At 61.8% G+C, this 19,135-nt stretch carries 15 protein-coding genes, 5 tRNA genes and 2 pseudogenes; 8 read left to right on the top strand and 14 right to left on the bottom strand.

Annotation, left to right across the window (positions count from 1 at the left end; all coding sequences use genetic code 11):
- Positions 1 to 86 precede the first annotated feature (86 nt).
- Entirely contained in the window at positions 87 to 704 is a 618-nt protein-coding gene (locus FVD38_RS07155) for a phasin family protein (RefSeq protein ID WP_147934177.1), read from the bottom strand.
- A gap of 423 nt (positions 705 to 1,127) precedes the next feature.
- Between FVD38_RS07155 and FVD38_RS07165 the strand changes: the two genes are divergently transcribed.
- Positions 1,128 to 3,221 (top strand): putative bifunctional diguanylate cyclase/phosphodiesterase, encoded by a 2,094-nt coding sequence (locus FVD38_RS07165; RefSeq protein ID WP_147934178.1) that lies wholly within the window; start codon positions 1,128 to 1,130, stop codon positions 3,219 to 3,221.
- 438 nt (positions 3,222 to 3,659) lie between these two features.
- Here FVD38_RS07165 and FVD38_RS07170 read toward each other — a convergent pair whose 3' ends face one another.
- The 4 genes from FVD38_RS07170 to FVD38_RS07185 all read right to left on the bottom strand — a co-directional run bounded on the left by FVD38_RS07170 (position 3,660) and on the right by FVD38_RS07185 (position 6,224).
- Complete coding sequence (locus FVD38_RS07170; protein ID WP_147934179.1) at positions 3,660 to 3,926, bottom strand: transcriptional regulator; 267 nt, start codon at positions 3,924 to 3,926, stop codon at positions 3,660 to 3,662.
- 120 nt (positions 3,927 to 4,046) lie between these two features.
- Complete coding sequence (locus tag FVD38_RS07175) at positions 4,047 to 4,919, bottom strand: hypothetical protein (RefSeq protein ID WP_147934180.1); 873 nt, start codon at positions 4,917 to 4,919, stop codon at positions 4,047 to 4,049.
- The gene (locus tag FVD38_RS07180; RefSeq protein WP_229493481.1) at positions 4,912 to 5,949 is read right to left on the bottom strand and encodes a L,D-transpeptidase family protein; all 1,038 of its coding nucleotides are present in this window, start codon (positions 5,947 to 5,949) and stop codon (positions 4,912 to 4,914) included. The genes FVD38_RS07175 and FVD38_RS07180 overlap by 8 nt, the downstream gene beginning before the upstream one ends.
- Positions 5,949 to 6,224, bottom strand: a complete 276-nt coding sequence (locus tag FVD38_RS07185; protein ID WP_187271501.1) for a hypothetical protein — start codon at positions 6,222 to 6,224, stop codon at positions 5,949 to 5,951. The genes FVD38_RS07180 and FVD38_RS07185 overlap by 1 nt, the downstream gene beginning before the upstream one ends.
- Positions 6,225 to 6,612: 388 nt before the next feature.
- Here FVD38_RS07185 and FVD38_RS07190 point away from each other — a divergent pair, with 388 nt between their 5' ends.
- Positions 6,613 to 7,338 (top strand): lysozyme inhibitor LprI family protein, encoded by a 726-nt coding sequence (locus tag FVD38_RS07190; protein ID WP_147934181.1) that lies wholly within the window; start codon positions 6,613 to 6,615, stop codon positions 7,336 to 7,338.
- A gap of 13 nt (positions 7,339 to 7,351) precedes the next feature.
- Here FVD38_RS07190 and FVD38_RS07195 read toward each other — a convergent pair whose 3' ends face one another.
- A complete protein-coding gene (locus FVD38_RS07195; protein WP_147934182.1) occupies positions 7,352 to 8,344 on the bottom strand; it encodes a 2-hydroxyacid dehydrogenase in 993 nt (330 codons plus the stop codon).
- Between the two features lie 93 nt (positions 8,345 to 8,437).
- Between FVD38_RS07195 and FVD38_RS07200 the strand changes: the two genes are divergently transcribed.
- From FVD38_RS07200 to FVD38_RS07215, 4 genes and pseudogenes are all read left to right on the top strand, one after another.
- Complete coding sequence (locus tag FVD38_RS07200; protein WP_147934230.1) at positions 8,438 to 10,030, top strand: aspartate-alanine antiporter-like transporter; 1,593 nt, start codon at positions 8,438 to 8,440, stop codon at positions 10,028 to 10,030.
- Positions 10,031 to 10,053: 23 nt separating this feature from the next.
- Positions 10,054 to 10,557: an META domain-containing protein gene (locus FVD38_RS07205; protein ID WP_147934183.1), complete on the top strand. Its 504-nt coding sequence runs from the start codon at positions 10,054 to 10,056 to the stop codon at positions 10,555 to 10,557.
- A gap of 161 nt (positions 10,558 to 10,718) precedes the next feature.
- A pseudogene (locus FVD38_RS07210) lies at positions 10,719 to 10,982 on the top strand (DDE-type integrase/transposase/recombinase); the annotation flags it as partial.
- Between the two features lie 457 nt (positions 10,983 to 11,439).
- A complete protein-coding gene (locus FVD38_RS07215) occupies positions 11,440 to 11,892 on the top strand; it encodes a GNAT family N-acetyltransferase (RefSeq protein ID WP_147934184.1) in 453 nt (150 codons plus the stop codon).
- Positions 11,893 to 12,491: 599 nt separating this feature from the next.
- On the opposite strand, the pseudogene FVD38_RS27270 reads toward FVD38_RS07215, so the two are convergent.
- Positions 12,492 to 12,713, bottom strand: a pseudogene (locus FVD38_RS27270) (IS481 family transposase); the annotation flags it as partial.
- Between the two features lie 1,001 nt (positions 12,714 to 13,714).
- Here FVD38_RS27270 and FVD38_RS26625 point away from each other — a divergent pair.
- Together FVD38_RS26625 and FVD38_RS26630 are read left to right on the top strand one after the other, a co-directional pair.
- Positions 13,715 to 14,164, top strand: a complete 450-nt coding sequence (locus tag FVD38_RS26625; protein WP_222706895.1) for a hypothetical protein — start codon at positions 13,715 to 13,717, stop codon at positions 14,162 to 14,164.
- On the top strand, positions 14,152 to 14,835 hold the full coding sequence (locus FVD38_RS26630) for a metallophosphoesterase (RefSeq protein WP_222706896.1): 684 nt from the start codon (positions 14,152 to 14,154) through the stop codon (positions 14,833 to 14,835). Before FVD38_RS26625 ends, FVD38_RS26630 begins: the two co-directional genes overlap by 13 nt.
- 864 nt (positions 14,836 to 15,699) lie before the next feature.
- Here the strand turns inward: FVD38_RS26630 and FVD38_RS07230 are convergent.
- The 7 genes from FVD38_RS07230 to uvrC all read right to left on the bottom strand — a co-directional run bounded on the left by FVD38_RS07230 (position 15,700) and on the right by uvrC (position 19,095).
- Positions 15,700 to 15,773: transfer RNA gene (locus FVD38_RS07230), tRNA-Cys, on the bottom strand.
- A 77-nt stretch (positions 15,774 to 15,850) separates the two neighbouring features.
- A tRNA-Gly gene (locus FVD38_RS07235) sits at positions 15,851 to 15,926 on the bottom strand.
- Between the two features lie 31 nt (positions 15,927 to 15,957).
- Positions 15,958 to 16,033: transfer RNA gene (locus FVD38_RS07240), tRNA-Gly, on the bottom strand.
- Positions 16,034 to 16,080: 47 nt separating this feature from the next.
- A tRNA-Gly gene (locus FVD38_RS07245) sits at positions 16,081 to 16,156 on the bottom strand.
- 67 nt (positions 16,157 to 16,223) lie between these two features.
- Positions 16,224 to 16,299: transfer RNA gene (locus tag FVD38_RS07250), tRNA-Gly, on the bottom strand.
- Between the two features lie 88 nt (positions 16,300 to 16,387).
- Positions 16,388 to 16,966, bottom strand: coding sequence for a CDP-diacylglycerol--glycerol-3-phosphate 3-phosphatidyltransferase (gene pgsA / locus FVD38_RS07255; RefSeq protein WP_147934185.1), 579 nt, complete (start codon positions 16,964 to 16,966; stop codon positions 16,388 to 16,390).
- Positions 16,967 to 17,220: 254 nt separating this feature from the next.
- Positions 17,221 to 19,095, bottom strand: a complete 1,875-nt coding sequence (uvrC, locus tag FVD38_RS07260; protein WP_147934231.1) for an excinuclease ABC subunit UvrC — start codon at positions 19,093 to 19,095, stop codon at positions 17,221 to 17,223.
- Between the last annotated feature and the right edge of the window lie 40 nt (positions 19,096 to 19,135).

A 19,135-nucleotide genomic window follows, 5' to 3' on the forward strand; every position in this document is an offset into this window, starting at 1 on the left:
GGCGTCGCGCAAGCGCAAGCGGCGGCGCGACCGCATGGTCGGCGCCGCCGCAAGGCCTGCCCCGCGGGACCCGGGGGCATTGAAGATTAGCGTGGCGGCGAAGGCGCCTTGTTGCCGGCCTGACTGTTACCGCCTTGCTGGTTGCCGGGGTTGCGCGGCGGACCAGCCTGGCCATCGGGCTTGGCGCCTGCCGCCTCGCCATGAAGCTGGTTCAGGTACTCGGCGCCGATGTTGGCGCCGCGCTGCGCCTCCTGCAGGAACGCATCGCGCGAGTTCTTGACGGTCTCCTCCTGCTGGCGCAGGCTCTTGTCTGCTTCTTCGGCCGACACCCGGGTGACTTCACTGGCCAACGCGCGTGCGGTACGGGAGGTTTCCTGCACATGCTGCTCGCTCGCGCGGGTCAGGTCGACCTGGGTGGCGGCAGCAAGCTGCGACAGCTGCTGCTGGTACGAACGCAGCTTGTCGGTGGCGGGCTGGGCCCGCGAGGCGGCTGCCGACAAGGCGTCGGTGGGACGATCGGCGGTCAGCATGCGCTGGAAGGTGCCGGTGGTCTCCTCGATCAAGGTCTGGCCCAGCTGCATGTTCAGCTGGAAGACCTGCTGAAAGGAGCGCGACACTGCCTGCGACAGCTCGTTCATGAAGGCGCTCTGGGCGTCGATGTGCGAACGCAGGGCGGGATTGACGGATTGGGGAAACGGATACATGGCGTACCTTTCAAGGTATGAAAAATCGGGTGGGATGGACGTGCGAGCGCCGAACGCAATGCGTTGCCAAGTTCGGCGGGAATGGCAGCACGGCAGGTGCCGGCTGGGAGAGGACGATCAGGACAGATCGTGTTTGACCTCCAGACTATGCGCTCTTTTCCGCGTCCGTGCGGCCGATTCGCGTATCTATTTTCGGACAATGGCAAGCGGCAAGACATTGCTCGAGAATACAGGTGGAAATGGATGGCCACGTGCGGGCGACAGCGGCGCCAACAAGCAAAAAAATACTGCCAAGCTATTTACTATTGCCAATTTGACAATCATGCAGCAGGCTGCCATACTGTATTTGCTTCATCACTGGCCCTTGCCAGGCAGATTGCAAGACACGCAAAGAGGTGACCACCGATGCCAGCCGGAGACGCCATGCCTTATCGAGTGCTCATCCTCTCCCCCGATGCCCACGACGTGGGCATCCTGCGCCAGGCGCTGGGCAATGCACGCGATAGCCCCTTCATCCTTGAAGACGCCGCCACCCTGGCAGACGGACTGCGCCGCATCCAGGGCGGCCACATCGATGCGATCCTGGTCGACCTGCAGCTCCCGGACAGCCAGGGCCTGGCCGGCTTCGACCGCCTGTACGCAGCGGCACGTCATACGCCGATCCTCACACTATGCGGACTGGACAACGAGGCCCATGCCGTCGAAGCGGTCCAGCGCGGGGCGCAGGGCTGGTTACCGAAGGGTTTCTTCGACAATTACCTGGTGCCGCAGTCGCTGCGCAACATCATCGAACGCATGAAGGTGGAGCGGGGTTTGTACGTTGCCCAGGCACGTGCCGAAATCACGCTGAACTCGATCGGCGATGCCGTGGTCTCTGTCGACATGCTCGGGCGCGTGGATTACCTGAACGTTGCGGCCGAACTGGTCTGCGGCTGGTCGCGCGAAGATGCACGCGGACGGCCCGTCGCCGAAGTGATCGATCTGGTAGATGCGGACAGCGGACACACGATCATCAGCCCCGCCGACGAGATCCTGCACACCGACCAGCCCGCGACCCTGAGCGGCAATGCCATCCTCGTTTCACGTCAGGGCCGGCGCGTTCCCATCGAAGACTCGGCCGCCCCCATCCACGACTGGGACCGGCAGCTCGTTGGCGCCGTGATGGTGTTCCGGGATATTTCCGACACCGTGGCACTGACGGCCAAGATGCGCCACCTGGCCCAGCACGATTTCCTCACCAACCTGCCCAACCGCGCCCTCCTGAACGACCGCATCACCCAGGCCATCGCCATCTCCAGGCGCAACAACACCGCACCGGCGCTGCTATTTCTCGACCTGGACAAATTCAAGCACGTCAACGACTCCATGGGACACGCGGTCGGCGACCGCCTGCTGCATGCGGTATCGCAGCGCCTGGTCGCCTGCGTTCGTACGTCCGACACGGTCAGCCGCCACGGCGGCGACGAGTTCGTGATCCTGCTGGCAAATGAACGGCGTGCGCGCGATGCGGCGGCGGCGGCCGACAAGATCCTGCTGGCATTGTCGGCGCCATTCGTGATCGACTCTCACGAACTGCATACCTCGACCAGTATCGGCATCAGCACGTTTCCGCTCGACGGGACCGACGCCGCCACCCTGATCAAGAACGCCGACACCGCCATGTACCACGCCAAGGACCTGGGTCGCAATAACTACCAGTTCTTTCGCCAGGACATGAACACCCGCGCCGTCGAGCGGCAACTGATCGAGACCAGCTTGCGCCAGGCGCTGGAACGCGGCGAATTCACGCTGTACTACCAGCCCAAGATCGACCTGCAAACCGATTGCATTACCGGCGTCGAAGCCCTGCTGCGCTGGGAGCATCCCGAATGGGGACTGGTCATGCCGGAGCGTTTCGTATCGATCGCCGAGGAATGCGGCCTGATCGTTCCCATCGGACGCTGGGTATTGAGTCAAGCGTGCGCGCAACTGGTACGCTGGCGCGACATCGGCATCCTGGACATATCGGTCGCGGTGAACATCTCTGCTGTGGAATTTCGCCATCGGGATTTTTTCGCTCACGCGCTCGCAATCTTCGATGCCACCGGCGTGGACCCGGCCCAGATCCAGCTCGAACTGACCGAGAGCGTGCTGATGCACGATGTCGCCGCCAGCGCCCTCCTGCTGGGCAAGTTCAAGGCAATGGGCCTGCAGATCGCGGTCGACGACTTCGGCACCGGATATTCCAGCCTTAGTTACCTGAATGAATTCCCGATCGACGTGCTCAAGATCGACCAGTCCTTCGTCAAGGCGATCGAGTCGGGAACGGGGGCGGGACGCAACGGCGCGATCGTCAGCGCGGTTATCGACATGGGCAAGAACCTGCACCAGCGCGTCATCGCCGAGGGTGTCGAGGATGTGGCGCAGCTCGCTTTTCTCAAGGACCACAAGTGCAACGAGGGCCAGGGCTTCCTGTTCAGCCATCCGGTGAACGCGGCGCAGATGCAGGCAATGCTCGGCAATGGATGGCCTGGCTGAGCGCCTTGCACTCTCCCTGCACTGTGTCATGGCACGGTGTCGATGCCATGGCATCGTCCACTGCCGCCGGCGAGCGAGGAATCTCGTGCCGGCGCTTTTGCAGCCCAGACGAGACGCGCGGTTCTGGTCGAGGCAAGCCTGTACTGGCGATAATTCGCCACAAGGATCTTATTGCTGGCGCAATTTCTCCGCTTTCTTTACTTTTTTGTCCGCCTTTTTTTCCTTAGGCGTCTTGGCAGCTTCCTTTTTGGTGGATTTCTTCGCGTCCTGATTTTTGCTCATGATGTTCTCCGTTTGAAGATGGCTAGGTCGTCGTGTGTCATTGAACAGTGAGTGACTGGGAATCTGGTCCGAAATCGCTGGAGAGTAAAACAAATGTGCAGGCCGAGGTCAGGGAAGCATCTCATGGAGACGCCACCATCGGCGCTTCGGCATCCGTCAGGCCGGCCGGACCTGGCCAAATCGTCCTGCAGCCAGATCGCGTTCAAACGTCTCGACCCATGCCGTGCCGTCGCCGGTCGGATATTCCCTGCGCTGTGCGGTCGAATTGCGAAGGATGTCGACATAACCCTTGATAGGGTACAACTCGTCACTACACGGATCGGTCGTATCGACTTCATGCAGTTCAAAATCTGCAGGATCGCAAGACCATGCTCTCAGAACCTGCCCATATCGCAGCATTTCGTCAGGCTCGATCAGTTCCATGGCAGCTCCCCGATGCTGGCAACAGTGAATCCCATGCTAGCATGATGCAGGAATCGCCGTCCGCGCATGCGAAGCACTCCTGTCACGCGCGCGCTGCAGGGCGCCGCGGGTCCAGACAATTTACGGCTTCCGGTTGAAGGTATGCACCTGGTCCCTGCGCAGGTAATGCACGCCGTACATCAGGCCGCCCGAAGGGCCCGACTGCCCCAGGTCGCCGGCCGCGCGCACCACGATGTGACCGGCGCCGTCCTCCAGGACTTCGGCGTTACGCGCCAGCAGCATTTTGGGCGACACCAGTCCGGCCACCTTGCCGCAGTTGAGATGCAGGCTGCCGACATCGGCGCGATACAAGCCGGCCCTGAACGCATCGGCGGCATCTCGTTCGATCAGGCTGCGCAATATCACTGCCGCGTCGCTTAATTCGCTGGTCAAGGCGGCGATCGTTGCCGGCGCGCCAGCAGCGAGCGCATGTTCGGACAACGCGGTCGGCAAATGCACGGTATAGCGGCCAGTCCAGGGGCCACTTTCAACGCGACCGGAGAGCGCGACACGGAACACCGCATCATCGCAGTCGACCAGATAGGCAACAGCGAACAGCGTGTTCTTGCCAGCCCCATCGTGGATTAGCGCACTCGATCCCATGGCGCGCTGTACCAGATCAAACACGTCGATACCGGCGTAGCGGGCGGCGAGCGTCGTCGCCTCATGGGAGTGGTACGCGTTCGTGGCAATGTCGGCGACGAACGGCACTGGCACGACCAGCCCGACCGCCGAATCGGTCGGCACCAGTATCAGCTGGCTGCCCGCCAGCCGCTTGCTGCCTTCTGGCAGCTTCGATGGGACATCATGTTTGAGCACAAGTCCCTGCGTGCGCACATCGGCCGGCATGGCCGTACTGGGCGCCATGGTGTTGCATCCGGAAACGGCAAGCGCGCTCAAGATGAGCGCCAGGCAACGGGCCGCGCCAGAAAAAATGCAGTTGAAATCAGTCATTACTGGATGATGGTTCGTCGTCGCGCAGGACGGTAAGCGGGGTGCCGGTTGCACCGCTGGACAGTGGCGCCTGGGTCACCAGCAGGGTCGCCCCTGGTGACAGGACACCGATCGCCTTCTTGTAAAACTCAGGAGGAATATCGACGCGGTTGCGCACCGCTTCATCCACGCCCTTCCCGGCCTCATCGACATGGCCGCTGACCGCCGCGTACACCCACACCGGTGCGCCGGCGGCGTCGACGGCAAGGGTCAGTACATGGGTGCTATCGTTATCGTTGGGCAAGGCTGCGCGCGAGCGGCCGATCTCCACCCCATTGCGCAACACCAGCAGACTCTGGTCGCTGCGCGACATCACGATCGTCACCGGTCCGTCCGGCGAGCGTTCGGGCGCCCAGAAGTCAGCCGGATCCGCACTTGCCGACAGCGTCGGCGACAATACCTGGCCCGCCGCCGACGCCACCGGATGCTGGGCATCGCCGGCGACGATCACCGTGGTGCCGTGATCGGTGGCAGCGAACAGCTCACGCGCGAACGCGTAAGGCAGGTGCACGCAGCCGTGGCTCTCCGGGTAGCCGGGCAGACCGCCCGCATGCAGCGCGATGCCGTCCCAGGTCAGGCGTTGCTGATAAGGCATCGGCGCGTTATGGTAGGTGCTCGAGCGATGTTTCGCGTCCTTTTGCAGGATGGTGAATACGCCGGTCGGGGTGGCGTGGCCTGCCTTGCCGCTCGAGACAGTGCTCACCCCGATCCGTACGCCGTTGCGGTAGATGGTCGCCGTCTGCCTGGACAGGTCGACGAACACGAGCATCGGACCGCGTGGGGCAATCTGAGGCGCCCACACCCATTCACCCGGCTTGAGCCGGTCGGCCTGCCTGGCCAGCTCGACCGCGGAAGACGCGCTCGCCCCCTGCGCGGTCGCGACGCCCGCCGGCAAACATGCGGCCAGGGCCAGGCAGGCTGCACGGACCGACATCGGCATCGCTGCAAGAGCTCGAGCCATGACTGACAACACCTTTTCCTTTCTCACCATCAGAATCGACGGTGCCCGCTGTCCTGCTCGCAGCGCCCGTTGAACTTGATCATCCCGTCGACCGAGATCGTCCCGCTGCGCCGGTTGATGACCACATTCGGCCGGTTGAGCCCGTTGAGCCGGAACTTGGCGCGCACCTCGTTATGACCGACGATCAGGTCGTCGAGGGTCCACCAGCCATCGTGGCCGCCCGAATGCATGGGCGGGATCAATCCCTTGGGCATGCGAATACGCCCCTGGTCGCCATGGATCAGGATCAAGGGCATGTATTTCATCGCATGTCTCTCCGAAGTGAATGTTACATCCAGCACCTGCCGACCGCCCTGCCGACGGCATGGACTACTTTGCAGTAAGGCTATATCCTGCAACCAAGTGTACCAATATTCATAGGAAAGTCACGCCGGAAAGGCTGGCGACTGCAGAGGAAAACTGCCATGAACACGCTCACCAGGCGCGTCGACCCGGACCGCATGACATCGCCCATCCGGCCAGGAGGCTGGCGCCGTATGCGCATAATTAGCTTATTTGGCGCAATTAATCCAGCAAACGGTCCGGACAAGTAACCATGTTCGTGTTGGCATCGCGCGCACGCACCGTCAGGGCCGTCATGCCGGGTCAAGCGCCCATGCACAACCTGCTTGCCACTCCGGAAAGGAACAAACAATGCGAACACCGCTGATCCGCTCGTTGCCGGCCCTGCTACTGGTCGCCTGTTTTCTCGCCACGCCCGTACTCGCACAGCCGCAAGACGCGCCGTCGCCGCCGACACCTCTGCGATTTGCCCCCGGCCAGGCGGAGCTGGACGTCAGCGGCAAGGTGACAGGCTATCAGGTCCTCGTATACGAGTTCGACGGCGCGGCTGGCGCGAAGACATCGGTCCTGCTGACGCATCCCGGGTCGGCTTCGCTCTACCATAATGTCATTGCTCCTTCCGGGAACACGGTCTTCAACGGCAGCCTCGAAGGTAGCCGCTTCCAGGCGAACCTGGGCGAAAGCGGCAGGTACCAGGTCCGGGTTTACCTGATGCGCAACGACGCACGGCGCGGCAAGAACGTCAACTTTACCTTGCGGATACGCCAATCCGGTGCACCGGCGCAGCCGCCTGGCGGCCCGCACGCGAGCGGCCCGAGCTTCGATTGCCGCAAGGCGCGCGGGGTGGTCGAAACCACGGTGTGCCGTAGCCCCGCGCTGGCCGAGCTCGATGCCCGGCTTGCCTTCGTCTACCGCGATGCGCTGGCCGGCGCCCCGCCGCGTCGAGCGGACGACATCCGGCGCGACCAGCGCCAGTGGATTCAAACGCGCGACTCATGTGCCCGTGAGCCAGGCGTCGATCGCTGCCTGAGCCAGCGCTACCTGGCGCGCATCGGCCAGCTCGAACCCAAGCGCTGACCGAAAGCGGCAGTCAAGCTCGCGGCACGCGGTCGCGCAGCGGCTCGCCCCGTTCGAGCGCGGTGATGCTCTCGATCGTGGTGCGCATGATCTGGCCGATAGCTTCCACGGTGAAGAACGCCTGGTGCCCGGTGACGATCACGTTGGGGAACGAGACCAGGCGCTGGATCACGTCGTCGGTGATGATGGTCGACGACAGGTCCTGGAAGAACAGGCTCGCTTCCTGCTCGTAGACATCGATCGCCAGCCCGCCCAGCTGCCCGGTCTTGAGCGCCCCGATGGTTGCCTCGGTATCGACCAGGCCGCCGCGGCTGGTATTGACCAGGATGCTGCCCCGCTTGGCGCGCGCCAGTGAATCGGCATTGACGATGTGATGGGTCTCCTCGGTCAGGGGACAATGCAGCGACACGACATCGCTGCATTCGAGCAGCTCGTCGATGCCGATGTAGCGTCCGCCCAGCGCCTCGAAGGCGGGATTGTGAAACTTGTCGTGCCCGACGACTGTACAGCCGAAGCCGCTCATGATGCGCGCGAAAATCGTGCCGATCTTGCCGGTGCCGATCACGCCCACGGTCTTGCCGTGCAGGTCGAAACCCATGAGCCCGTCGAGATCGAAGTTGCCTTCGCGCGTGCGCACGCTGGCGCGCGCGATCTTGCGGTTCACCGCCAGCAGCAGGCCGACCGCGAACTCGGCGACCGAGTGCGGCGAGTAGTCGGTGACCCTGACCACGGCGATGCCATGCTGCTCGGCCGCTGCGGCATCGATGTGGTTGTACCCGGTGGAACGGGTGGCCACCAGCCGCGTACCCTGCGCCGCCAGGAGGGCCAGCACTTCGGCATCGACGCTGTCGTTGACAAACACGCAGACCGCTTCGCAGCCGGTGGCCAGCACCGCGGTGGCAGGCGTCAGGCGGTCTTCGATGAATCGCAGTTCATGGCCCTCCTGGTTGGCGTTCGCCAGCATCGTCTTGTCGTAGCGCCGCGCGCTGAATACCGCAGTCTTCATACTTGCCCCCGTCGAAAATTAAAAGTTGGTTTGCCCGTGCTCGGCCGCCCCTATTACAATAGTTGCAATGCAGCCAAATTGAAAGCCTTGACAATGCTCACGGACATCGGCCTCTTTCTCGCTAGCCAGCCCCTGCTTGCCCTGTTCCTCACGATCGCCGTCGGCTACCTGATTGGCGCTGTGAATGTCAGGGGCTTCGCCTTGGGCTCGGGCGCGGTGCTGTTCGTTGGCCTGGGGCTTGGCGCCGCCGTGCCCACGCTGTCGCTGCCGCCCCTGCTGGGCAACCTGGGCCTGCTGCTGTTCCTGTACGGCGTCGGCATCGCCTACGGCGCCCAGTTCTGGCGCGGCTTGAGCAGCGCCGACGGCGCCAAAGCGAACATCGCCGCCACGACGGCAGTCCTGTGCGCACTGGCGCTGATGCTCGGGATGGTGCACTGGATGCCTGCGCTGGGGCTCGGTGAAGCGCTCGGCGCGTTCGCCGGCGCCGGCACCAGTACCGCCGCGCTGCAGGCGGCGCTGGCAGCCTTCGGCACCGGGCCCGCCACCGGCTACTCGGTTGCTTACCCGCTCGGGGTCGCGGTGCCGATCCTGATGCTGGGAATCTACAACGCAGTGCGCAAGCCCGTCATCGCGGAGCGCGCCGCCTCGACCATGCACGTCGAGGAAATCGACGTCGATGAATTCAGCGTGCTCGGCATGACACTGGGCGAAGCCGCCCGCCGGCTACCCGACGGCATCACGATCGCCGCCATCCGTCGCGGCCATCGCAACCTGGTGGCGGACGATGCCACCTGCATCGAAGCCGGCGATGTGCTGCTGGTGACCGGGATCGACCAGGCCTGCCTGCACGATGTCGCCACCCGCTTCGGGCGCGCGCATCCGGGCCGGATGCTGCGCGATCGCAGCGACCTCGACTACGAACGGTTCTTCGTCTCGAGCCCGGCGCTGATCGGCCAGCGCCTGTCCGCGCTGGCGCTTCCTGAATCGCTCAATGCCCGCATCCTGCACCTGCGGCGCAGCGACGCCGACCTGCCGCTCACGTCCGAGCGCATCCTGGAAGCCGGCGACCGCATCGGCGTGCTGGCGCCGCGTGCAAGCTTCCCCGCCCTGCGCCAGCTGTTCGGCGACTCGGTGCGCAGCACGGGCGACATCAGCTACACCGGCATCGGCGTCGGCGTGACGCTGGGGCTTGGCTTCGGCGCGATCCACTGGCCGCTGCCCCTGCTGGGACACGTGTCGCTGGGCTTTGCGGGCCTGCTGCTGGTGGCGTTGCTGCTCGGCTGGCGCCGCCGGAGCGGCCCGTTCCAATGGGCGATGCCGATCTCGGCCAACCTGGTGCTGCGCAACTTTGGCCTGACCCTGTTCCTGGCCGTGGTCGGGCTGTCGTCCGGTGCGACCTTCGCGGCGACGATTGCCGCCAACGGGCTGCTATACCTGCTGCTCGGCAGCGGCATCGTCGCGGTACTGGTTGCGGTGACGATGGCGATCGCCTTGCTGGTGTTCCGCCTGCCGTTCGACAGCGTGGCAGGCATCGTCGCCGGCGCGACCGGCAATCCTGCCATTCTCGCCTTTGCCAACCGCATCGCACGGACCGACCGGCCCGATATCGGCTACGCGATGATTTTTCCGTCAATGACGGTGCTGAAGATCCTGCTGGTACAACTGGTCGGCGTATGGGCTACCTGATCCACAATCGAAAGGAATGAACGATGACAAGCGCAAATCGCATCAAAAAATTGCTAGATGGTGCAGCGGCGCCTGCGCAGCGCGTCGCCGGCATGGGCCTGGCAGCGGCCCTGCTCTCGGCCTGCGCGGGCGGTCCGACCGATACTGCGGGTGCGCAGAAAGCCGTCTTGGCCGGGAGTGCCTGGAACCTGGTGTCTTTCACGTCATCGAGCGACCAGGTGGGCGTGATCAAGCCGCAAGCGGCGGAGCAGTTCCAGGTAGCATTCGGCACGGACGGCAAGGCCACCTTCCAGTTCGACTGCAACCGTGGCAACGGTAGCTTCGAGACGGTCGACACTGCGGGCGGCAGCGGCAGCCTGCGCTTCGGCGCGGTCGCCACAACCCGTGCGATGTGCCCTCAGCAGGCGATGAGCGCTCGCCTGCCCGGCGACATCGAATTCGTGCGTGGCTACCGGATCGTCGGCGACAAGCTGTTCCTTTCTTTGACAGCGGATGGCGGCATCTACGAGTGGGCGCGGCGGCCCTGAAGCGCAGGCAAGGTGCAGCTTGCGATCATGCAGCGTCGATGCCGACTTCCGCCTCCCTGTTCGATCACCGATACGGTGGACAGCCCTGTCGGTGCAGCTCGCGCCTCCATCAGAGACTGCGGATATGCAACTGCAAGTCAAGCCGTACGAGCGACGTAAAGCTATGGCGCGCCGCAAGCATTGAGCGCCCGGCGCAAGGACTGATTCATCATTCTGATCGAGGGAGTCATTATTATGCCCATGCCTACCAGGAGCTGGTGGCGCAACTTGGCATGCGCGCATCGATGTCGCGCCGTGGGAACTGCTACGGTAACGCTCCGATGGAAAGCTTCTGCGGCACGTTGAAGAATGAACTTGTTCATCACCGCCGTTACGCCACCCGTGCTGAGGCGAAGGCCTCAATTCAGGAGTGCATCGAAATTTTCTAAAACCGGCAGCGGTGCCATTCCCGCATCTTCTCTAGCCGCATCCAATAGCCCATCGTCAAGTCTACGGTGCGAGCGTCGACAAATGTCGGCTTCGGTTCGGTTCCGGCCTTCGTGACAGACCGCGAGTTTTTCCGCCTTGGTGGCTGTTATGGTGTTGCCTCCTCGTTTATGCATTTGATCGAGACGGCACCCGGTTGGCCGCTCAAAGACTTTCTGGAGCAGCTGAATAACGAGTGGAAAATCGAGCTACGGGACCGCGTAGTAAGAGGCGGCCACCAGTTTCAGACCAAGGTCTGCTTCGGGTCGGCAGCTGCCGGTCATAGTGACTGATGGATTTTGAGCCTGGTAATCTGCTAGGCTGATCCGAGCGGCCGGGTTCGGTCAAAAGCAGCCAGTCAGAACGAGTGCAACCACCCCACTAGCGGGCACATACTAAAGTTTCTAGATCTTACTGATGACCATCAACACTGCGACCTTGCAAATCCGCGCGGCACTCTCTACCGACGTAGGAGCCATGTTCAAAGTCAGAACATCGGTTCGTGAAAACGTGCTCACGGCTGAGGAGCTCGTCGAGCTTGGAATAACGCCCGAAGTTATCTCAGCAGAAATCGAGCGCTCGCCGTGCGCATGGGTGGCGACCGTTGACAGCGAGATCGTTGGTTTTTCCATGGTGGATTTAGATACTGCCTGTCTATTCGCGGCTTTTGTACTGCCCGAATACGAGGGACTCGGCATTGGCACGGGACTGATCAATGCGTGTGAATCCGAAATTTTCAAGTCTCACTCCGTCGCCTGGCTGGAAACAGCACAGTCAAGTCGGGCCGCAAAGTTGTATCGCCATCTTGGCTGGATGAACGAGACTGAGATTGGCAAAGGAGACGTGAGGATGGAGAAACATCGGGAGTAACCTCCGGAAGGAATCTTGCTGATTTTGATGGGGGAAGCCAGCTGGAGCCGACGCAGAAAATCGACGCTGCTTGCCTCGGTCATGTCGCCGTGGATATGCATGAAAACTCAGCGTGTGGCCCGGTCGATGGCGACGAACAGATAGCGGCGCGAGGTCTCGTCCGGCATTTGCGGCAGGTACTTGATGTCGATGTGGATGAACCCAGGCTCGTAGTCCTTGAAGGTCTTCTTCGGCGTGATCTTCTCGCCCTCGGCAGTCGCAATCAAGTCTGTCAGGCGAGACATGCCCTCACGCTTGAGCAGGCGTGCAATGCCCGCTCGCGAGACGGCCGGATTGATGTCCTGTTTTGTGATGAACAGCAGGTCGTCGAGCGGCAGATAGAGCGACTGGCGTAGAGCAAGGACAATGGCTTCCTGAGCTTGGCTCAGAGTCGTGCGCAGCGTGTGGGCCCGGTGGGGACGATCCTGTACATCGTCACGAACGAGCCACTTCTGTGCCGTGGCTCGTGTGATGTTGAAGACCTTGGCGGCTTCTCTGGAAGACAGGCCAGAATCCTTGATCTCCTGGCGGATCTTTGGTGTGGTACGGGCCTGTGGATGAATNGCAAGGACAATGGCTTCCTGAGCTTGGCTCAGAGTCGTGCGCAGCGTGTGGGCTCGGTGGGAACGATCCTGCACATCGTCACGACCGAGCCACTTCTGTGCCGTGGCTCGTGTGATGTTGAAGACCTTGGCGGCTTCTCTGGAAGACAGGCCAGAATCCTTGATCTCCTGGCGGATCTTTGGTGTGGTACGGGCCTGTAGATGAATGCTTGAACTCATGCTGCCAACTGCTCCGGGTGCGATTGAATACTGGGACTGCTGAACCCAGCAATCAATTCGCCCAGCATAGCTTTTGCACGGAACAAAGGCCAGCTACGGCGAGGAACATGATCGCACGATACTGAACACATAAGGGACTTGGCATACCCGCCGAGGCACTGATTCAGCCACCCAAGCGTACTGCTGCTGTTTGATCGTCCAATGCGAGCTGCAGAAGATTTTAAAGGAATGCATCTTTGGTTCTTCTCAGTTCCGGCCTGACTATCTGAACCTGACTCCACTAACTAATCTCCACGAAAAGCCGGGGCGATTCAGCGTAGAGCCTTGTTAGTAAGGGTTGTCCTCACGCACGCCATGACGACATTGCTGTAAAGCGGCGATGAGGATGTCGAGCTAAGACTTGCGCGTGGCAAGCGCGTACTCGGCTGCGGTAGATCTTAAAATTTCATGATGATCGATCCAGAACAGTCCATGAGTCTCAATAAATTCCCGGTACTCATCGTCTGACATTCGTACCATGGTAGGGATATCTACCTTCGATCTCAATAGTGGCTTTATAAGTTGACATAGATGCCTTTGCCAGGTTGGGAATCGCACGGTTTTGCGGACGGCGGTTATCATGAGTCAGGCTAGGCTGGCTTGACGGCTCAACTGCTTGTAGTAGTTTGCCTCAGCTTCGGCTGGCGGTATATAACCGAGCGCTTTTGCAAGGCAGTGGTGGTGGAACCAAAAGCCCGTTGTAGCGTGGACCTGACTCACACCAACTCGTCTCCGCGAAAGTGGGGGCGATTCAGTGGGCAGGATGATTTGCCGCGTGATCCGGTGCCCGAACGGCGTCGCTGCCTATGCTTCCAGGCAATCTAGGCTATCCTTGTCTGTTCGACAGTTCAGGCACAAGGCACCATTCGTATTTATTTGATTCAATCTGCGGGCGCCGCGCGCCGCCCACAAGGCATTTCCAAAAGCATTGGCAGCAACCAGCAGCAGGTGGAGCGCGCCTGATGTTCCATCTGATGTTCAGTCTTCCCTGTCTGGTCGTGCTGGTACGCTGGCTATGGCCGCTGCCTGTATCCGTGCGGCTCAGGCTGGCCAGCGCAGTCGTGCTGCTGCTGGCCTCCCAATATCACCTGTGGTCGCGCCTGTCGTCAGGCAGTGTGTTTGCGCCGGAATTTCCGAAGTTCCTGGTGATCCTGTTCAACTGGGCATTCGGCGCAATCTTGCTGCTGGCCGTGTTCCAGTTGCTGCTCGACCTTGGCGCATTGGTCATGGCGCTGGTACGGCGCAGGCGTGTGCTGATTCCTGCGCGACTGCGCGCTGCGATCGGCGTCGCTGCGATGCTGCTGGCCGCGCTCGGTGTCATGCAGGCAATCAAGTCGCCGCCGCTGGAGGACGTGCAGATCGAAGTCAGGAATCTGCCGCGCGAGTTCGATGGCTACCGGTGCTGCACCTGACCGATCTGCACATTAGCCGCCTGTTCGACGCGCCATGGACGCGCAAGGTCGTCGATGATGCGAATGCGCTGGGCGCTGACCTGATCGTCATCACCGGTGACCTTATAGATGGCAATATCGCGCAGCGCGAAGCCGACGTGGCCGCACTGCGTGACCTGCGCGCGCCGGACGGGGTCTGGGTCATTCCCGGCAATCACGAGTACTTTTTCGGCCACCGCGAATGGATGGCGTATTTCGCCGGGCTCAACATGACGCCGCTGGACAATAGCCATGCCATCATCCAGCGCGGCGCCGGGCAGCTGGTTCTTGCGGGCGTGAACGATGTGACCGCGCCGGGCACTGGCGCCCCAGGACCCGATCTCGATGCGGCGCTACGCGGCGCACCGGCTGACGTGCCGGTCGTCCTGCTCGATCACCAGCCCAGGAATGCCCGCTTCGCGGCCAGCCGCGGCGTCGCGCTACAGTTGTCCGGCCATACGCACGGCGGCATGATCGTCGGGCTCGATCGCGTCGTGGCGCGGGCCAACAATGGCTTCGTGTCGGGCCGCTATGAGGTCGATGGCATGACGCTGTACCTGAATAACGGCACGGCACTCTGGCCGGGCTTCGCACTCCGGCTTGGCGTGCCTGCCGAGCTGACCCGCATTACGCTGCGGCGTCAGGCGCCGTGACCGGGTGCTGCCTGACACATCTGCAACTCCCGACGCCTGACTCCACCGGATAACGTCGGCGCGCTTCACTTGCGCTTGGAGGTGTGCAATTGATCCTCGCGCAGGTGATGCACGCCATAAAACAAGCCGCCGGACGGCCTAAGGCCGTTCAGTTAGTACTGCAATAGGGTGGAAGGGTTTCCCGTCCACGCGTTCAATCCAGGACTGCACTGCCACATCGCATCCGTGAGCTGAACCCGTGGACGGCGAAGCCGACTGCGCGTCCCGGTCCATTCTACGACGCGAGATCACGTTAGCAAACAGCAGATCGATCCGGTCATGGCTATTGAGCAGGGCCGCCACTCAATCCGCCAGAGAAATGCACCTCAAACAGTCCTGAATTCGCGACCCTGTCTTTCCAGCGTGTCTCATTGCCCATGTCTTGGATCCGTGCGTTGATGAACTGCTCAAGGTCCATCAAGGCGCTGATGTCGATTACGTGTGCAATCATCAGCAGACAATACCTGTCGATGTCGCCGGTCAGGTGGGCAGACCCATGCCACTAAATCTGCGTCGCCTGGTGCCGCATAGCAGCGTAGCAGCGTAGCAGCGTAGCAGCGTACAGATTTCGCATGTTTCCGTGGGGGGTTAAGGACTAACGTATAGCTTGAACTTCAACGGTGTGAGCCTATGGCAAAACGGACTCGAGTACCACTGAAACCTCTGCGAACTGGGTACGAAGCCGAGTTGAGCCAATCTTCAACGGCCTGCAGGGCCGCTAACGGTGACTACCGACTTCGGCACGACCTCTCAAAATTTAATTTGGCATTTATACGTCCAATAAAAACAAAACGGGCCTCAAATGAGGCCCGTCCGTTTATTATTTGGAGGCGAGGACGGGAGTCGAACCCGTCTACACGGCTTTGCAGGCCGCTGCATAACCGCTTTGCTACCTCGCCAGAGGATATAGTGCGCTTGATCGATGTGAACGGTTATGAAACACATCAACAAGGGAAGAAAGGATCTTCCTGAATTCTGGAGCGGGAGAAGAGTCTCGAACTCTCGACCTCAACCTTGGCAAGGTTGCGCTCTACCAACTGAGCTACTCCCGCTTAGGAGTGTTACCACTTAACTTGTAAAACCTGGAGCGGGAGAAGAGTCTCGAACTCTCGACCTCAACCTTGGCAAGGTTGCGCTCTACCAACTGAGCTACTCCCGCATGGAGCCTTACAATTTACTACCAACTGCAGCGCCAGTTCAGAAAACTGGAGCGGGAGAAGAGTCTCGAACTCTCGACCTCAACCTTGGCAAGGTTGCGCTCTACCAACTGAGCTACTCCCGCGTACAGAACAACGATTATGACAGAACTTTGACTTTTTTCCAAGATCGCTTTACAGCTTTGCAATCTTTGGAGCGGGAGAAGAGTCTCGAACTCTCGACCTCAACCTTGGCAAGGTTGCGCTCTACCAACTGAGCTACTCCCGCTTCGTCTTTCATTCTGTTGCGTTGTTGTCGCAACAGGCAGGCATTATAGAGATTCTATTCTGTACGTCAAGGATGCCCATGAAACAAATTAAATCGCCCCCGCCTTCTCCTTGATCAGGGGCCAGGCGCGGCGCAAATAATAGAACATCGACCACACCGTCAGCACGCCCGCCACCCACAGCAGGTACTCGCCCCAGAAGTGGATGTCGATGCCGAACAGGCGGTCGTGGAACAGCAGCATCGGGATCGCCGTCATCTGGGCCGCGGTCTTGATCTTGCCGAGCGAGCTGACCGCCACCGAGCGCGTGGCGCCGATCTGGGCCATCCATTCGCGCAGTGCCGAGATGGTGATCTCGCGGCCGATGATGATGCCGGCGATGATCGCGTCCACCCGATCCAGCTGGAGCAGCACCAGCAGCGCGCCGGCCACCATCAGCTTGTCCGCGACCGGGTCGAGGAAGGCGCCGAAGGCCGAGGTTTCGTTCCAGCGGCGGGCCAGGAAACCGTCGAACCAGTCGGTGATGGCGGCGACGATGAAGACGACGGTAGCCGCCAGATTGCGCTCAGGGAGCGTCATCCAGTCAGTGGGAAGATAGAACAATCCGACAACGAGGGGAATGAGCGCGACGCGTAACCAGGTCAGGAGAATCGGTATATTGAAGGGCATGAGAGAGCTGATTACCGTGGAAAAATGCTTGGCCGTTAGTCTACATGGGTATGCTGGTTTGGGCCAGTTGACTCATCTGTATGCGACTGCGCGGAGCTTGTTGGCTCAACGGTTGGCAGTTGCTTCGGGTTGACCGCATGGAAATATTGATGCGGAACGGGTGGTGCGCGTGATGGTTGGACGCGTGGACGGCCAGCCGGCTGCGCGCCCCGGTCCACCCTACCGTCGATTGAACGTAGGGTGGACGAGGTCATTCAATGCAACTGCCGGTAAATCTCTTCCGCCAACGCGCTCGAGATCCCCTCGACCGTCATCAAGTCTTCGACACTGGCATCGACCACCCCACGCAGGCCGCCAAAGCGCGCCAGCAGGCGCTGACGACGTTTGGCGCCGATGCCTTCGATCTCTTCCAGGCGCGACGCCTGGCGCGCCTTGGCGCGCTTGGCGCGCATGCCGGTGATGGCGAAACGGTGCGCCTCGTCGCGGATCAGGGCCACCAGCATCAGCGCCGCCGATTCCTTGCCCAGCTCCTGCGCCGGCCTGCCATCGGCGAAGATCAAGGTCTCCAGGCCCACGCGCCGCCCTTCCCCCTTCGCCACGCCGACGATCATCGAGATATCCAGCCCCAGCTCCGTAAATACCTGGCGCGCCATCTCCACTTGTCCCTTGCCGCCGTCGACCAGCACGATGTCGGGCATCACGCCCTCCCCGCCCGCCACTTTTTCATAGCGGCGCGTCAAGACCTGGCGCATGGCGGCGTAATCGTCGCCCGGCGTGATGCCGTTGATGTTGAAGCGGCGATATTCTCCGTTCTGCATCTGGTGGTGGTGGAACACCACGCACGAGGCCTGCGTCGCCTCGCCCGCCGTGTGGCTGATGTCGAAGCATTCGATACGCAGCGCGTCCAGGTCTTCGCTATCGAGCTGCAAGGTGTCGGCCAGCGCGCGCGTGCGCGCCTGCTGCGAACCCTGCTCGGACAGCAGGCGCGCCAGCGCGATCTCGCCGCCCTTGCAGGCCATCTCGAGCCACTGGCGGCGCTGGCCGCCCGGCTGCAGCACCAGGCTGATGCGGTGGCCGCATTGCTCCTGCAGGGCCATGATCAGCTCGGGCTGGTCGAACTCGACGTTCATGATGAGCGTGCCCGGGATGAACTGGCCGGCATAGTGCTGGGCCAGGAAGGCGCACAGCACCTCCACTTCGATCGGGCATTCCCCCAGCGATTCACCGACATGGCTCGGGAAGTAGGCGCGGTCGCCCAAGTGACGGCCGCCACGCACCATGGCCAGGTTGACGCAGGCACGCCCGCCCTGCACCACCACGGCGATGACGTCGACGTCGGCGTCGCCGGTCGTCTCCATGCTTTGTGCGTGCAGCACCTTCGACAGCGCCTGGATCTGGTTGCGCACCGAGGCGGCCTGCTCGAACTTGAGCTCCATCGCGTAATCCAGCATCTTCTGCTCGAGGTCGGCCATCACCTCGCTCTGGCGTCCGCGCAGGAAACGCGCCGCGTTCTCGACGTCGAGCTTGTACTCATCCGGCGCGATCAACTTCACGCAGGGCGCGCTACAGCGGCCGATCTGATGCAGCAAACACGGCCGCGTGCGGTTCGCATAGACGCTGTCCTCGCAGGTGCGCAGCCGGAAGACGCGCTGCAGCAGCTGGATCGATTCCTTGGCCGCCCAGGCGCTGGGGAAAGGACCGAAGTACTGGTTCTTCTTGTCCAGCGCGCCGCGGTAATACGCCATGCGCGGGGCCTCGCCGCCCGTGATCTTGATGTAGGGGTAAGACTTATCGTCGCGGAACAGGATGTTGTAGCGCGGCTTGAGCGTCTTGATCAGGTTGTTTTCCAGGATCAGCGCTTCGGCCTCGCTGCTGACGACCGTTGTTTCCAGGCGCGCAATCTGCGACACCATCATCGCGATGCGCGGGCTCGACAGGTTTTTCTGGAAGTAGCTCGAGACGCGGTTCTTGAGGTTGCGCGCCTTGCCGACATACAGCACATTGTCGGCCGCATCGAAGTAGCGGTAGACGCCGGGCAGCCCCGGCAGGCGGTTGACGACGGCCAGCACCTGCGCGCGCACGTCGGCCTCCAACTTCGGGCTCAATTCGCGGTTGGCTTCGGCGCGCATTTCCTCGCGCGCGTCCGACAGGCGCTCGCGGCCGAGCCGT

It is taken from the genome of Massilia arenae (assembly GCF_008014745.1).
Classification (GTDB): domain Bacteria; phylum Pseudomonadota; class Gammaproteobacteria; order Burkholderiales; family Burkholderiaceae_D; genus Telluria; species Telluria arenae.

Bases quoted from the DNA above. Each gene is read 5' to 3' on its own strand.
- FVD38_RS07155 (WP_147934177.1), bottom strand. From the start codon at position 704: ATGTATCCGTTTCCCCAATCCGTCAATCCCGCCCTGCGTTCGCACATC.
- FVD38_RS07165 (WP_147934178.1), top strand. From the start codon at position 1,128: ATGCCTTATCGAGTGCTCATCCTCTCCCCCGATGCCCACGACGTGGGC.
- FVD38_RS07170 (WP_147934179.1), bottom strand. From the start codon at position 3,926: ATGGAACTGATCGAGCCTGACGAAATGCTGCGATATGGGCAGGTTCTG.
- FVD38_RS07175 (WP_147934180.1), bottom strand. From the start codon at position 4,919: ATGACTGATTTCAACTGCATTTTTTCTGGCGCGGCCCGTTGCCTGGCG.
- FVD38_RS07180 (WP_229493481.1), bottom strand. From the start codon at position 5,949: ATGGTGAGAAAGGAAAAGGTGTTGTCAGTCATGGCTCGAGCTCTTGCA.
- FVD38_RS07185 (WP_187271501.1), bottom strand. From the start codon at position 6,224: ATGAAATACATGCCCTTGATCCTGATCCATGGCGACCAGGGGCGTATT.
- FVD38_RS07190 (WP_147934181.1), top strand. From the start codon at position 6,613: ATGCGAACACCGCTGATCCGCTCGTTGCCGGCCCTGCTACTGGTCGCC.
- FVD38_RS07195 (WP_147934182.1), bottom strand. From the start codon at position 8,344: ATGAAGACTGCGGTATTCAGCGCGCGGCGCTACGACAAGACGATGCTG.
- FVD38_RS07200 (WP_147934230.1), top strand. From the start codon at position 8,438: ATGCTCACGGACATCGGCCTCTTTCTCGCTAGCCAGCCCCTGCTTGCC.
- FVD38_RS07205 (WP_147934183.1), top strand. From the start codon at position 10,054: ATGACAAGCGCAAATCGCATCAAAAAATTGCTAGATGGTGCAGCGGCG.
- FVD38_RS07215 (WP_147934184.1), top strand. From the start codon at position 11,440: ATGACCATCAACACTGCGACCTTGCAAATCCGCGCGGCACTCTCTACC.
- FVD38_RS26625 (WP_222706895.1), top strand. From the start codon at position 13,715: ATGTTCCATCTGATGTTCAGTCTTCCCTGTCTGGTCGTGCTGGTACGC.
- pgsA (WP_147934185.1), bottom strand. From the start codon at position 16,966: ATGCCCTTCAATATACCGATTCTCCTGACCTGGTTACGCGTCGCGCTC.
- uvrC (WP_147934231.1), bottom strand. From the start codon at position 19,095: ATGCGCGCCGAAGCCAACCGCGAATTGAGCCCGAAGTTGGAGGCCGAC.